This is a genomic window from Coleofasciculus sp. D1-CHI-01 (genome assembly GCF_040218875.1).
Lineage (GTDB): Bacteria > Cyanobacteriota > Cyanobacteriia > Cyanobacteriales > Coleofasciculaceae > Coleofasciculus.
Map to the genome: position 1 here is coordinate 17,959 of NZ_JAVJQP010000194.1, position 14,888 is coordinate 32,846.

General features: G+C 46.1%; 10 protein-coding genes. 7 read left to right on the forward strand and 3 right to left on the reverse strand.

Annotated elements, in window-relative coordinates; all coding sequences use genetic code 11:
* Positions 1–63 precede the first annotated feature (63 nt).
* The 7 genes from RIB93_RS32520 (at position 64) to RIB93_RS32550 (ending at position 11,731) form a co-directional block, all read left to right on the forward strand.
* Positions 64–684, forward strand: coding sequence for a 4Fe-4S single cluster domain-containing protein (locus RIB93_RS32520; RefSeq protein ID WP_446379458.1), 621 nt, complete (start codon positions 64–66; stop codon positions 682–684).
* Positions 685–1,740: 1,056 nt separating this feature from the next.
* Positions 1,741–3,105: a response regulator gene (locus RIB93_RS32525; protein ID WP_446379460.1), complete on the forward strand. Its 1,365-nt coding sequence runs from the start codon at positions 1,741–1,743 to the stop codon at positions 3,103–3,105.
* A gap of 96 nt (positions 3,106–3,201) precedes the next feature.
* Entirely contained in the window at positions 3,202–3,567 is a 366-nt protein-coding gene (locus tag RIB93_RS32530; RefSeq protein WP_006104153.1) for a response regulator transcription factor, read from the forward strand.
* A gap of 158 nt (positions 3,568–3,725) precedes the next feature.
* The gene (locus RIB93_RS32535; protein WP_446379462.1) at positions 3,726–4,298 is read left to right on the forward strand and encodes a chemotaxis protein CheW; all 573 of its coding nucleotides are present in this window, start codon (positions 3,726–3,728) and stop codon (positions 4,296–4,298) included.
* A 280-nt stretch (positions 4,299–4,578) separates the two neighbouring features.
* Positions 4,579–7,446: a methyl-accepting chemotaxis protein gene (locus RIB93_RS32540; protein ID WP_446379464.1), complete on the forward strand. Its 2,868-nt coding sequence runs from the start codon at positions 4,579–4,581 to the stop codon at positions 7,444–7,446.
* Between the two features lie 77 nt (positions 7,447–7,523).
* On the forward strand, positions 7,524–10,949 hold the full coding sequence (locus RIB93_RS32545) for a response regulator (protein ID WP_446379466.1): 3,426 nt from the start codon (positions 7,524–7,526) through the stop codon (positions 10,947–10,949).
* A 269-nt stretch (positions 10,950–11,218) separates the two neighbouring features.
* On the forward strand, positions 11,219–11,731 hold the full coding sequence (locus tag RIB93_RS32550; protein ID WP_446379468.1) for a chemotaxis protein CheW: 513 nt from the start codon (positions 11,219–11,221) through the stop codon (positions 11,729–11,731).
* Here RIB93_RS32550 and cmoB read toward each other — a convergent pair whose 3' ends face one another.
* The 3 genes from cmoB to cmoA all read right to left on the reverse strand — a co-directional run bounded on the left by cmoB (position 11,732) and on the right by cmoA (position 14,754).
* Positions 11,732–12,715: a tRNA 5-methoxyuridine(34)/uridine 5-oxyacetic acid(34) synthase CmoB gene (gene cmoB, locus RIB93_RS32555; RefSeq protein ID WP_446379470.1), complete on the reverse strand. Its 984-nt coding sequence runs from the start codon at positions 12,713–12,715 to the stop codon at positions 11,732–11,734.
* A gap of 589 nt (positions 12,716–13,304) precedes the next feature.
* Positions 13,305–13,925, reverse strand: coding sequence for a hypothetical protein (locus RIB93_RS32560; RefSeq protein ID WP_446379472.1), 621 nt, complete (start codon positions 13,923–13,925; stop codon positions 13,305–13,307).
* 55 nt (positions 13,926–13,980) lie between these two features.
* Positions 13,981–14,754, reverse strand: coding sequence for a carboxy-S-adenosyl-L-methionine synthase CmoA (cmoA, locus tag RIB93_RS32565; RefSeq protein ID WP_446379474.1), 774 nt, complete (start codon positions 14,752–14,754; stop codon positions 13,981–13,983).
* Positions 14,755–14,888: the final 134 nt, after the last annotated feature.

The window sequence follows — 14,888 nt, forward strand, 5'->3', positions numbered from 1 at the left end:
GTGAAAGCGTTGTGCAAATCTTTGAATCATGACAAAAGACCAATAACAAAGGACAAATAACCAATGACCAATGACAAAGGACAAATAACCAATGACATTCCTCCTGGATATCTAAATATTATGGGGTACGTTGACGAGTCAGAAGTGAATGGTCCTGGCTGTCGCGCTGTTGTTTGGGTGCAAGGGTGTAAACGAGAATGTTCTAGCTGTTTCAATCCAGCATCCTGGTCTTTTGAAATTAACCAGTTAATTGCTGTTGATGAATTAGCGGATAAAATTTTGTCCAATCCCCGCAACCAAGGCGTCACTTTTTCTGGTGGAGAACCATTTTGGCAAGCGCCAGCCCTAGCGCAGTTAGCTAATAAACTCAAAGCGGCGGGGTTAAATGTCATGTCATTTAGTGGATTTACGTTAGGGGAACTGCAATCACCCGATGCTCCTCCAGGCGCACAAGAGTTATTAGGACAACTTGATATTTTAGTCGATGGTCCCTTTGTTGAATCCTTGGCTATTAATTCTCCCGATTCACCCGTCTCCTCTCGAAATCAGCGCGTTCGTGTATTTAATCCCGCATTAAAAGACCAAATCACCTGGGCTTCTGATCAAATGGAGATTCATATCCTCAAAGATGGTAGTCGCATTGTTACAGGATTTCGAGGTCAAATGAATTTAAGCGAAGGTTAGATGTCGTAAAACGTAGTCAGGGCGGGTTTTGAACCAAAGGTTATCATTAACAGCTTGCGCGAAGTCCCTAAACCCGCCCCTACACACTCAAATTTCCTTATTAGTCCTTTGTTGATTAGGAAATCACTCCCTCAGCTTCCAGACGTGCCATGGCACGTCTCTACATTGCTTCCCCTTTCTGCTATATCAGTAATTTCCTCCATTTTTTTATCGTTTAATGTAAAGATATATTAACAATACACCGAGCAAGAATAATTCAAGATGCCAATGTTGTTGAATTATAAATAATATCTTGAATAGATAAAAAGTTTACTGCTTTAATGCCTGGAGTCTGCCCCGCTAGTGAAACCAATGGTCAAGGTTAAGGGGAATTATAGATTGAGTTAATTTACCTAGTATTTCTAAAGCAATTATGACTCAGGACTAATCTGAACTTTAGGAAACTGAGTCTTTTGTAAAGCTTTGTCGAAAAATTACCTAAAATAGTCAATTCATCTCCGAGTCCTCTAGACAAACATACGGAAGTAAGTTAGTCTGTATTACAGGTTGTCTAACGTGTAAGACAACACCGAAAAACTCAACTCTGACCGATCAGGAGTCAAACGTGCCAAACCAACCAACTGCACATTTTAATTCTCTCCAAAAAGAGTTGAACCAAGTAAGGTCTTCTACCACTCGCGATTGACTAATTTTGCATCTCTAAGGTTTTGGATGACTGAATGCGCCAACGGCTTCATTGCATAACGCTGAAGAACTCCAAGCTTAATTGTAGGGATACAGGGTGTTCATTGATCAGACCAGCATCTACAATTCCAGGTCTGATATCGCTCAGAGTGCTGTAGTGATGGCACTCCTGTTTAGTTCCCTGATAGAGAAATTTCAAAATCTTCTGAGAGTTGGCAAAGATAGTCTTTTTTAGACGAAAAAACTTTGTCTAACTAAGGTTTCAGGGTGATGTTCCCTTCAAAAGCGACTGAAGTCTAACGCGGGTATAAAACACCAACATTATTAGACATTTCCGGCTTTTGTTAAACCCTTAGTCATAGCAAAAAACCGATGACGGCTAGACAAATTCCCTCTGTAATCTCAACTCCAACGCTCTCTTCCCTAGAGCAAGTTCGGTCTCTTAGAACCTTGCAGCGATTTCAGTTTAGCGGTGAACTGGTGTTGAACGATCCAAAGGGACACCAATGGATCTTTTTTCTGCACCTAGGCGGTATCCTCTATGTCACAGGAGGAGTACATCCGGTGAGACGGTGGCATCGTAATTTAGCCATTCACTGCCCTAAAAATTTGACTCATCCTGACACAATTGGGCGTGATCTTGCCAGTATCAATGTTAAAAAGTGCTGGGACTATCAGCTATTGTGTCTATGGGTCAAGCAGCGACGAATCACTCCCGAACAAGCCGCTAATATGATTCGTGCGGTGCTGACTGAGGTTGTGTTCGATCTGGCGCAAGCGAAGCAAGTAACCCATCAAATCCAGCATAATTATTCGTTACCGACGAAACTGGTTTTGATTGAAATTAATCAGGCGATCGCACAAATCCAATCTTTGTGGCAAACTTGGCACAATACCCAGCTTGGAGAGTATTCTCCCAATCAAGCTCCGGTTATTAAACAACCGGAAGAGTTACGAAAAAATTGTTCCGCCGAAGTTTACCAAACGTTAACTAACTTACTCGACAGACACCATACATTACGTGACTTAGCAGTAAAACAGCGTCGGCATGTTGGGGACATTGCTCAAGCATTAATGCCTTACCTGAAATCAGGCTGGGTAGAACTGACTAATATTCCTGATTTACCAGCACCCACTCCCAATACGGCAAGGAATAGAAAAAATGTTGGTGCTGACAAGCAGGAAAGCCGAGAAAAAAGTAGAGACGAGCCACGGCACGTCTCGCCACGACAAGTCTTGCCACGGCGCGTTTTAGAGCCAGGGAAAGAGAAGGTTAAAGCTTATCCCACGGGTATTACTCCCACTTCTGGAAAAGCGAATGTGCCGAAAACACCGCTCACAAGCGCAAACGCAACCTCAACTCAATCCCTGGTTGCTTGTGTAGATGACAGTCGTTGGGTGATTCACACCATGGAAAAAGTAATCGGGGCGGCAGGTTACCGATTTCTTGGTGTAGAAAATGCCTTGCGAGCCATTCCAACGCTTTTGGTACGCAAACCCGATTTAATCTTTTTAGACCTGGTGATGCCAAATGTCAACGGATATGAGCTTTGTACTCAATTACGCAAACTGTCCTGTTTTCAAAACACACCTATTGTCTTTTTAACCGGAAAAGATGGGGCAGCGGATCGACTTCACGCCAAATTTGTTGGAGCCTCGGATTTCTTGAGCAAACCTTTAAATTCCAGGAATTTGCTCACGGTACTCCATAAACATATAAAACAGGGTGTTTATTGATTCTTCATCGTTCAGAGTTAGTAATACGATGAATGAACTTGAAGCGAACACTAACTATCATTGACCAAATTCTTTTGTATTCATTAGGTAATTACCATGGGAACAGCTCTAGTTGTTGAAGATTCCTCAACGGATATGCAAATTATCACCAGTTGCTTACAGCAAGGTGGCATCAATGTCTTGGTTGCCCATAGTGGCGAAGAGGCTTTGGCTAAAATTAGCACGCAAAAACCGGATGTGATTATTTTAGACATCGTGCTACCGGGTCGCAGTGGGTTTGAAGTCTGCCGTGAATTAAAAACGGCGGCTGAAACTAGCAATATTCCTGTCGTTATTTGTTCCACAAAAGGAGGTGAAATGGATAAATTTTGGGGAATGAAACAGGGAGCAGATGCTTATCTGGCTAAACCCGTGGATCAAAATGAGCTTGTCCGAACAGTTAAACAGCTCATTCGCCCCTAATTAAAACAGTTCGTAGTCAGCACTTTAGTGCTAATAAGTCAAGAATAAGGCACTAAAGTGCCTACTACAAACAAAACAGTTCGTAGTCATCACTTTAGTGCTAATAAGTCACGGATAAGGCACTAAAGTGCCTACTACAAACAAAACAGTTCCTTACCATGTCTGACACTTTATCAACCCAAAACCGCTTATCATCGTCCATGGAGATCCAGCCGCGATCGCAGGCGTCTGTAGCTAGTGACACAGAACAGTTTTTGCGGTTTCATCTGCTACCCGATACAACAGCTTTGTTGTCCGTTAGACAGTTGACGGAGGTGTTGCATATTCCCATTGGTCAGATTGTACCCATTCCTCATACACCTGCTTGGGTTATGGGTGTGTATAACTGGCGGGGTGAGATTCTCTGGATGGTGGATATCGGACATCTGGTGGGACTCACACCTTGGTATCAGCAAATAACAGGTGCTTCAAACTACACCGCAATTGTGTTACATACTCGTGCCCGATCGCACAACTCTACTCAGGTAAAAAGCCATATTCTAGGACTTGTGGTTAACCGCATCGAAGATATGGAATGGTGCAACCCCGATGGGATTCAATCCCCACCCTCTGCTCCCGTCACTCCCGAACTTGCTCCTTTTTTGCGGGGATATTGGGTGAAATCCAGTGGTGAGATGTTAGCCGTTCTCGATGGCACAGCTATTACCGAAGCCATGCCCAAAATTCAGTAAATTTTGTCATTTGTCAAAACACTGATTTCACAGATTTATTGGAAAGATGGGGGGAGGGGAGTGAGAGGTTAGTGACACTGATGACATGCTCAAGGTTAGTTCCTCAAAACTCCATCGCTGCCCATTGACGATAGCTGACAAATATAACCCCAAAAATTCCGCTTAATTTCATAGCACTATCCGGTATTGCTTAACCAAACGCAAGACTTTCTTTTGGCTTGCGGATGAGTTGAGTAATATCTCTCGTACCCTATTGATGTTCAACGATGAGGTTCATATCATGACTCAAACATCATCTAATACAAACTCCACAAATAATAACGGTGCTACTTCCAAGCTGACACCGAATGATAATGGTTCAGCACTCAAGGATTATCCCCTCTCTGATCACAGCCTTTCTACTCAAACCTCAAACGCTCTCAAACGACTAGAACCTGATGGGGGAGGATACAAGGCAAAGACTCAAACCATTCCCAAACCACAATCATCAACCTCTTGGTGGCAACGGCTAAATCTACGAAATAAAGCCACAGCATTGGCAATCATTATTGGTACGCTTCCTGTACTGGTAACCGGAATCACTGCCTACTATTTTGCTGACCGAGCAATTGCTCAAGAAATTGGCAACGCGAAAATCGCTCGTGCTGAAGGTATTGAAGATAAGGTGATTCGTTTCATGCGGGAACGATACGGGGATATTCAGATTCTGGCGAGTCTGCAAATTATCACCGATCCTGCACTGTTTGAATCAACAACTCTGGCTCAAAAACAAGCCACTCTCGACAACTACGTCGATTTCTACAAAATCTATGACAGCATTGCTGTGTTTGATCTCCAGGGCAATGTAATTGTACAGTCTCAGGGAGATCCTGTAGGCAACCACAGCGATCGCGAATACATTCAAGCTGCCCTCAAACTGGATCAACCCTATATTGGAAACCCCACCATCTCTGAATCCGGTGGCAAATTTGTGGTTCATACCGCTGCACCTGTGAAAGATGCCACAGGTAAGCTAATTGGCGTCATCCGATCTCGTATGCCTGTAGAAGCTCTCGATGACCTGATTTCTAACTTCGGGTTTGGCGGTGACGAATACTATTTACTGGACTTGTCTGAGGGCGGTGCTGAAATTTTTGTATCGAACCAGCCCGATGTTCAGGGTAAGAGCGCCTCAGAGGTGTTTGTTGATTTTGAGCAATTGAAAACCGCAGGCAAGTCAGGAAGTACAGTGACAACAGATACGGTTGCAAACAGTCAAGACTTATTAGCCTACGCTCCCGAACAGCAACTGGAAGGGGTACAAGATCTACCCTGGACAGCCATGGTTGCCACACCAAGCGAGATTGCGTTTGAACCGCAGCGCCAGTTACTTCTCGCCCTAGCCAGTGGTACAGCGCTCACCGCTTTACTCGTATCAGCGGTAGCTGCCGCCATTGCTAACCGCGCTACCCGCCCGATTGTGAGTGCCGCCGACGCGGTGACCCAAATTGGTCAGGGAGACTTGGATACTCGTCTAGATGTGGCTGGAGAAGACGAAATGGCTGTCTTGGGTGCAAACATCAACGACATGGCTCAACAGCTTGGCAGCCTGGTGCAGCAACAAACTTTGGCAGCAGAAAAGGCAAACTTATTGGCAGAAATTACCAGTGTCCGTTCCTTTGACGCCCAAGCGATTCAAGATATCTTCGACATTGCCGTGATCAATGCTCGCAAAATCTATAAAGCGGATCGGGTGATTGTCTATCGGCTTAACACCGATGGCAGTGGCGAGGTGGCGGCTGAATCGGTTACGGCGGGTCAGTTTCATGCGTTCAATAGTAATATCAAATATCCCCCCTTGTCGCCAAAACAGCTAGCGACTCACAGTGATGACGGGATTGTGGCAATTACGAATGTTGCCACCGCCGGGTTAGCGCCTGAACAGATGAAATTTATGGAACATCTGGAAGTTAAGTCTACCCTGGATGTTTTACTGATGTTGCAAGGTCAACCCTTTGCCTTACTTAGCGTTCACCACTGCCAAAAGTCCTACGAATGGCAACCTGGGGACATTGATTTTCTCCAACGCTTAGCAGACCAGATGCGACTGTCCCTTGACCGACTCACTCTACTTGACCAAACCCGAAACCTGGCGGAAGAACAGCGTCAACTGAAAGAAGGGTTGCAACAACGAGCTTTGGAACTGCTTAAGGAGGTAGACCCGATTAGTAAAGGTGACCTAACCATTCGCGCACGAGTCACTGCAGATGAAATCGGTACCGTGGCAGACTCTTATAATGCCACGGTTGCTAACCTGCGGAAAATTGTTACCCAGGTGCAAGCAGCGGCGGGTCAAGTGGTGGATACTACGAGTAGTAATGAAGTGGCGGTACAATCCCTAGCCGAAGAAGCGCTGCATCAAGCCGAAGAAATTTCCGTCGCCCTTGACCGCGCCCAGGAAATGGCTCAGTCGGTGCGAATGGTCGCGGCTAACGCCGAACAAGCGTTAACGGCTGTGCAAGAAGCGGGTGAGATGGTACAAGAAGGAGACCAGGCGATGAACCGTACTGTAGACGGGATTCTCGCCATCCGCGAAACAGTAGCAGAAACGGCGAAAAAAGTCAAACACTTGGGTGAATCGTCACAAAAGATTTCCACGGTTGTTAACCTGATTAGCACCTTTGCCGCCCAAACCAACTTGCTGGCGCTCAACGCCTCCATTGAGGCAGCCCGCGCCGGGGAAGAAGGACGAGGGTTCGCGGTGGTTGCCGACGAAGTGCGATCGCTGGCTCAACAGTCTGCTGATGCGACGAGCGAAATTGAAAAGCTGGTGGCGGCAATTCAAGCCGAAACCAACGAGGTGGTAACCGCAATGGAAGCCGGGACAGAACAGGTGGTTATGGGTACAAAACTTGTGGATGAAACCCGCGCTTCGCTGAACAAGATTACCTCTGTATCTAACAAGATTAGTGACCTGGTTGAAGCGATTACCGAAGCCACATTAATTCAGACACGAGCCTCTGAATCGGTGACGGAAACCATGACAAAAGTGGCAAATATTGCGGCTCAAACATCCACAGGAGCTAGTGACGTATCGTACTCATTTGAACAACTCCGACAAGTGGCGCAAGCGTTACAAGCAGAAGTGGGTCAGTTTAAGTTGAATTAGTTTCGTAGTAAGCGCCTTAGCGCTTCTAGCACTAAAGTGCTTACTACAAACAATGACCAAGGACAAAGGACAAAAGTATGGCAATTAATCCCGATATTCGTGACCAAGCCTATCAGTTTTTTATTGCCGAAGCGCCAGAACTTTTACAGATCCTGGAAACGGGGTTATTAAATCTTAGAGAGGAGCGTAGCATTGCCAAAGTTCACGAATTAATGCGAGCGGCTCACTCGTTAAAAGGGGGCGCAGCCAGTGTTGAATTAGAGGCGATCGCGACTTTAGCTCACCGCTTGGAAAATATCTTTAAGGCACTTTATAGTGATACTGTAGATATTGACATTGAGCTAGAAAATAAACTGCTGCAAGCTTATGACTGTCTGAGTTTGCCGCTGAAATCGCAAATTACCACCGGTTCCTTTGACGTGGACGCGGCTATATCCACGGGGATTCCCATTTTTGACCAAATTGAGGCACGATTGGGAGATGCTCTGACTCAGGCGGATAGTTATATGCCCAGTTCCGCTGAATTGGGGATCAATATGGCGGTGTCGATTTTTGAAGTCGATGTCGCTGAAGGGTTGACTCGTCTAGCTACCGTGGTAGCGAATCCTCAAGACTATGAAGTGGCTGGAGAATTACGCGCCCAAATTGAAGTGTTTGCCGGATTTGCTGAGTTCTTAAACTTGCCCGGATTTGGCGCGATCGCACAAACGGCTCAACAGGCGTTAGAGGTTCACCCGGACAGGGTTGTAGAGATTACTCAATTAGCATTAGCGGATTTTGAAGTTAGCCGTCAAGCGGTTCTCTCTGGTGAACAGACGACGGGAGGAAGTCCGTCTGAGGCTTTAATTGCCCTGGCTGAATCTCCCGCACCAACGGCTTCCGGGGAGTGGGAAACGAGTGATTGGGGATTGGGATTGCCACTAACCGAGGGTTCGGTGGACGTGGAAGAGTCGGTTGGGCAACCGATTGAAGCCTTTGCCGAGGAGGATGCGATCGCGGCGTCACCGGAAACGCTTCCTTTACTCGCCGATTTGTTTTCTCAAGAGACTGAACCGTATAACCTGCCAGCCAAAGCAGAATCACCATCATCAATTCCTTCTTTAGACGATATTTTTGGCACGTCTAACGGTGAGGAGATTTTAGAGACACAAGAAGTTAATGAGGAGACTTCTATATTCGCCCAAACAGAAGAATACCTCCAGGTTACTCCCGAAACCGTCACCGACATCGAAGCGGATGTCGTACTTGAACCCTCTGCATTAGTTCCGACTGAACCGATCAACCTGGATGTTGCGATTCAATCGATTGAGCAAGTTTTTGATCAACTTCCCGCCCTGGAAGAGGCGTCGCAATTAACCCTGTTTCAGGGGAATTCGTTGGTTTCCAATCCATTGGCTCAGCGTAATCTCACCGCGTCTTCATCGAATAAGCTGACAAGCAACAATCCCGTTGCATCGACTCCTCCTCGTTCACCAGCCCCCACGCCGACTCTATCCGTGCGGGTGGATTTAGATCGACTGGAACGAATGAATAACTTGGTTGGGGAATTAGCGATTAACCGCAATGGGTTATCACTCCAGAATCAGCAATTACAGGGATCAGTGCGAGCCTTGCTGGATCGATTTGGGCGATTTGGGCAGATTGTGAATAAATTGCAAAATTTATCCGATAAGATGCTAGTCGCGCCGGAACGGTACAGCTATGGGAGGATGGCGGGTGCGGAGGCGATGGCTCGTCCAATGTCCCAAGGTGGTAATGGGCGATCACTGGGATTTCAGAACTCGGATCGCGCCCCTGATGGAACGCTGAAGACATTAGCGGATTTTGACTCCTTGGAAATGGATAGCTACGGCGCTCTCTATTCCCAAATCCAAGGGATCTTAGAAGAAATGGTGCAGCTTGAAGAAGCGGTTGATGATATCGCCCTATTTGCCAAGAAATCCGATCAAACCACGGAACAGCAGCGTCAAATGCTCAACCACTTGCGGGATGAGTTGATGTGGGCGCGGATGTTACCGATTGGGGAGGTGTTGAATCGGTTTCCCCGGGTATTACGAGAACTGTCTAACACGTATCACAAACGGGTGAATTTGAAATTAACCGGAACAGGGGTTTTGGTTGATAAAGCGGTGTTAGAAAAGCTCTATGATCCGTTGCTGCATTTACTCCGAAATGCCTTTGACCATGGAATTGAGTCTGCTGAGATTCGGCGTCAACGGGGGAAAGCAGAATCGGGACAGATGGAAATTCGGGCGTATCACAAGGGAAGTCAAACAATTATTGAAGTCCGGGATGATGGTCAAGGATTAAATGCCGAGCGAATTGGGCGTCGGGCGGTTGAGTTAGGATTATTATCTGATCAAGAACTGGCGACAACCTCAGAGGCGCGTTTGTGGGGATTTATCTTTGAGCCAGGATTTTCCACCGCCCAGCAAGTGAGTCAGTTATCGGGACGAGGGGTGGGGTTAGATGTGGTGCGGACTCAGTTGCGATCGCTCAAAGGTAAAATCTCTGTAACCTCAACGCCGGGAGGCGGGACGACGTTTACGCTGCGTCTACCCTTAACTCTCACTATCGCTAAATTATTGGTCTGTTTCATTGGTACGACGGTGTTAGCGTTACCCTCGGACAGTATCGAAGAAATTATCATTCCCAAAGCCAACCAAGTGAAAAAATCCGGGGCGCAACGGTTTCTGCACTGGCGGGGACAATTAGTACCGACGTATCGATTAGGGGAACTGTTGGACTATCAGCGCCCCTTACCGGAAAGCTTGTCCGGTCAAGCCTTCGGTGCCGTGTCTGCACCCGATACATGGCAATTACCGATGCTGGTATTGCGTCAGGATCAGCAGGTATTTGCTGTGGAAGTGGAGCGTCTGGTTACAGAACAAGAATTGGTGATTAAACCCTTTGGGGCGGCGATTTCTCCCCCTAGTTATACCTACGGCTGTACGATTTTGGGGGATGGGAGTGTAATTCCAGTGATTGATGGGATTGCGCTGTTGGAATTTGCCCATGAAGCAACGACGCCAACGGCGACGCCTGTACCGAAAGCGGATTCAGACGAAACGGTTATCGGTTCAGGGGATGCAACTACTCTCAGCAGAACGGTGCAGGTACCGACAATTTTGATTGTCGATGATGCGGTGGCGTTGCGACAAACCCTGGCGTTAACCCTGGAACGAGCAGGTTTTCGGGTATTACAAGCGCGGGATGGGCGAGAGGCGATCGAGCAGTTGCAGCAAAGTGCATCGGTGCAGTTAGTGGTTTGTGATATTGAGATGCCGAATATGAATGGATTTGAGTTTCTCAGTCAACGGCGTCAAGATCCGCAATTGTCCAGCGTTCCCGTTGCTATGTTAACCTCTCGCAGCAGTCAAAAACATCGCTGGTTAGCGATGCAGTTGGGGGCGAGTGGATATTTTACTAAGCCTTATTTGGAACAAGAGTTTGTTGGATCGCTGAACGATATCATCCGCGAAAATAGTCTTGTTAGTCATTAGTCATTAGTCATTTGTCATTAGTCATTTGTCCTTTGTCATTAGGTGAAAAAACGTAGGGTAGCCCCGACGCGCATTTGTGTCATCTTAAGCTTAAAACTCTGCAATACCTTGATCGGTTCCCTCTCCTTGTAGGAGAGGGCTAGGGAGAGGTTCGGAGAGAGGTTTGGAGAGAGGTTTTCCAGATCCCGACCAAAAGTAAGAACACCACTGACCGACCTACGCCCTCTCCATCAACTGTAATTTTTGTTGTCTCAAGGAATATTTTTGTTATGAACAGTAATGTCATGAATACTCAATCCAAAGAAAATCAATCCGTACTTTCCGAAAAAACGACAAAAGAAACGAAACAAGTATTAAAATTAATTCTTTTTACCCTGGGAAACTTGAATCTAGCATTACCAATTGAATCCGTCTACAAAATCTTGAATCGCGCCCCTGTTCATGGAAGTGGGACGAATCAGGTGGGAGTCACCCACTCTGGCGAAGAAGAAATTACGGTTATCGATTTATATCAACGCTTTTTCAAAGAGAGTTTACCGGAAGCTGCCAATGGGGGAGGATATCTAGTAACGATGCAAAATAAAACGGGTGAACTCTATGGTGTTCCTGTCGCTGACGCGCCTATTTTAATAGATGTACCACTTTCAGCGATTCGGCTTTTACCGGAATCTTATCGTCGTTCTGATACGGTAAATATTGCCCGTCATGTAGCAGTGATTCCTCAAGATTCTGGAGCAAAGACTATCTTTTTGTTGGACGTTGATTTGCTGTTGCCAACCTGATTAATTTTTATGAGCAATTACATAATAGCGCCAGGGTGCGGGATACCCTTCTATCGTTACAGATAAATCATCAGGATTCAGAAATTCGCGTAAACTATCAATATTTGCCCAAGGCGTGCGGCGTTGTTCCTGCACGGACAAAGGTTTAGCAAAGAAACAGTGAATCTGACTAAAACCAGCCCGTACTAGCCAATTCTCTAAACAAGATTGAGTGGGCAAAAACCAAATTCCGCGTGCTTGAGCATAGCGCTTACGGGGAGTCAACGCCACAGGAAGTTCGCCCGGAATTCCCTGACAATCAATAATAATTTCTCCCTTAGGTGCTAGGGCTTGCCGTAATTTTCCCAACAAATTAATCGGATCTCGATGATGGTAAAGAATTCCTAGACAAAAAATTGTATCAAAGAAATTCGGATAAAAATCGATATGCTCAACCCCCAATAACTCAAACGTCAGCATCGGTTGCTGAACAATGTTTTGGATAAGCTGGAAGTTCCAGAAATGCTTAGGAACTGGCTCAAACCCAATCACACACTCCGGTTCCTGATCCGCCATGCGAAACATAAAATAGCCATTGTGACAGCCAATATCCGCCACCCGGCGATTTTTCAGGGAATGGATATGGGGCAAAATTCGCCCCCATTTCCAGTCAGAACGCCACTCAGCATCAATGGTAATCCCAAACAGTTCAAAGGGGCCTTTTTTCCAAGGACAAAACGCTTGTAATGAGTGATAAAATCGCTGTTGTTGTGCGGCGGTGAGTTCCTCAGCACGACCCACTTTAACCACAGCATCAGAGAAGTCATACCAATCACTGTGGATGTCCTGAACCGCCTGCACCGCTTCGCGATATTGACTCATTTGAGGGGCGAATAGTTTTGATTGTCGCTCTTGACGTACTGATAAAATTTCCTCTCGTGCTAAAGTTTCGGGGTAGCGGTCTAGATAATCAGGGGGTAGATAACCGATATTAGGATTTATCATGGTTTATTTATTTAAATCAAGCACCACGTACATATAATCTCTGTGTCTTATATTAAAACATAGATAAAATTTTACATAAATAAGGGCAGGTTTTGTTGTTCTGTTTTCGGTGAGGAGGGCGGGTTTTGTTGTTCCGTTATTGGTGAGGAGGGCGAGTTTTGTTGTTCCGTTATTGGTGGGGAGGGCGGGTTTTGTTGTTCCGTTATTGGTGGGGAGGGCGGGTTTTGTTGTTCATTTATCGGTGGGGAGGGCGGGTTTTGTTGTTCCGTTATTGGTGGGGAGGGCGGGTTTTGTTGTTCATTTATCGGTGGGGAGGGCGGGTTTTGTTGTTCATTTATCGGTGACTAGCTGAATTGATTCCCTAAACCCGCCCCTACAATTGTCCCTAAACCCGCCCCTACGATTGTCCCTAAACCCGCCCCTACAATTGTCCCTAAACCCGCCCCTACGATTGTCCCTAAACCCGCCCCTACAATTGTCCCTAAACCCGCCCCTACAATTGTCCCTAAACCCGCCCCTACAATTATCCCTAAACCCGCCCCTACAGTGCCTAAACCCGCCCCTACAGTGCCTAAACCCGCCCCTATACTTAATCCGTTTCTTTTTCAGAGTTGTTACTCGTTATCCAAACTAAAATGCTGAGAACCTGTTCAACCGGAGGAACAGGATAATCCGTAAAATCTACCGTAACAATACTATCCTCTAACTTGAGAAACCGCCAAACTGTTCCTGTACTCACACTGCCATAAATCGTGGGAATTACTTGTTGATTTGCCTGATTAAAGCGTTGTGCCGCCACCATTTCTGCCAAACACTGTCCCATCCCTCGCTTAAGGTCTTCTTTTTTCGCTTCCACGACAACCAAAACCGGAGCTTCCACCGCAATTTGTTCTGGTGATTTGCTGACTAAAAAGTCACAAGTGCCATTGAGTCCAGCTCCGGGATCTACATTAAAGTCTTCTCCTGAAAAAACGCTGATTTTCTTCTCTAAGATTTGCTTAACTTCCAACAGAATTGGATTAATAATCGCCTCAGAACGGGCTTTTTCATTGCCAACCGCGATCGCCCAGGGAATATTGCGCTTCAGGATTTCCTGCAAGAGCGAACTAGGCTGCACTTCGGGTAGAACCGGAAAAAAGCGATCGCCCTCAATCGTCTGTAACCCAAAATCTTGTTTTGCCTTTGACCATGTAAATTCTCGATAACTCATATCGGTTCCTCGCCTCCCATCCAACTATAATTAATTTATGCGTATAAATCACCTCTTACTTGAGAGCCACCCAAGAAATAAAGTTATGTAATTTAATTAGTGAATCAACGCTATTAAAGCCACTATCATACAACATTTGCACCTGTTGGGCTTCGGTTAAAGGCACTAAAACATTCTCTAGCGCCTCCTTTTTACGTTCGATTTCAGTACGGGCATAACCATTATGAGCTTTAAAGGCTTCGTAGTGTCGGGTGATTGTCTCTTGAAATTGGGGATAGGGCGACTTGACCTTTTCACTTACGAATAGTAAGCCTCCTGGAACCAATCCCTCGGAGATAGTTCGCAGCAAGAGTTGACGCACCTGTAGCGGCAAAAATTGCAACGTGTAGTTAATCACGACAACGCTACTATTCTCAAATGAACAGTTTTCTGCCTTGTCACAGATGAATTCAATCTTATGTATCTGTTTAATCTGAACTAACTTCTGCTCGGCTTTCTCTAACATAGGTTGAGAATTATCAATCCCAACCAGCGTAGCGTTTTGCTTCAAGAAACGTCCCAGTAGTTCCAAAAATGTCCCCGTAGAACAGCCCACATCAATAATCCGCGTTCCCGGTTGATAATACTCTCTTGCCCAATGAGCCGCACAGGTTAGCACCTCTTGGTACAGAGGGACGGAGCGGGATATCATATTATCGAAAATATTGACCACATCCTGGTTAAAAGCAAATGGTTTGGGCCACACTCCTTTTTCAAAGAGTTCATCTTTTTCAGGACTCAGATAAAGTTTTGTGTGATCAAGTTCTGGATCGAGTTTGTCGTAATTCATCAGTCAATTGTAAGGGCGGGTTTAGGGACAATCGTAGGGGCGGGTTTAGGGACAATCGTAGGGGCGGGTTTAGGGACAATCGTAGGGGCGGGTTTAGGGACAATCGTAGGGGCGGGTTTAGGGACAATCGTAGG

Bases quoted from the DNA above. Each gene is read 5' to 3' on its own strand.
- RIB93_RS32535 (WP_446379462.1), top strand. From the start codon at position 3,726: ATGTCTGACACTTTATCAACCCAAAACCGCTTATCATCGTCCATGGAG.
- RIB93_RS32520 (WP_446379458.1), top strand. From the start codon at position 64: ATGACCAATGACAAAGGACAAATAACCAATGACATTCCTCCTGGATAT.
- RIB93_RS32540 (WP_446379464.1), top strand. From the start codon at position 4,579: ATGACTCAAACATCATCTAATACAAACTCCACAAATAATAACGGTGCT.
- RIB93_RS32530 (WP_006104153.1), top strand. From the start codon at position 3,202: ATGGGAACAGCTCTAGTTGTTGAAGATTCCTCAACGGATATGCAAATT.
- RIB93_RS32525 (WP_446379460.1), top strand. From the start codon at position 1,741: ATGACGGCTAGACAAATTCCCTCTGTAATCTCAACTCCAACGCTCTCT.
- cmoB (WP_446379470.1), bottom strand. From the start codon at position 12,715: ATGATAAATCCTAATATCGGTTATCTACCCCCTGATTATCTAGACCGC.
- RIB93_RS32550 (WP_446379468.1), top strand. From the start codon at position 11,219: ATGAACAGTAATGTCATGAATACTCAATCCAAAGAAAATCAATCCGTA.
- cmoA (WP_446379474.1), bottom strand. From the start codon at position 14,754: ATGAATTACGACAAACTCGATCCAGAACTTGATCACACAAAACTTTAT.
- RIB93_RS32545 (WP_446379466.1), top strand. From the start codon at position 7,524: ATGGCAATTAATCCCGATATTCGTGACCAAGCCTATCAGTTTTTTATT.
- RIB93_RS32560 (WP_446379472.1), bottom strand. From the start codon at position 13,925: ATGAGTTATCGAGAATTTACATGGTCAAAGGCAAAACAAGATTTTGGG.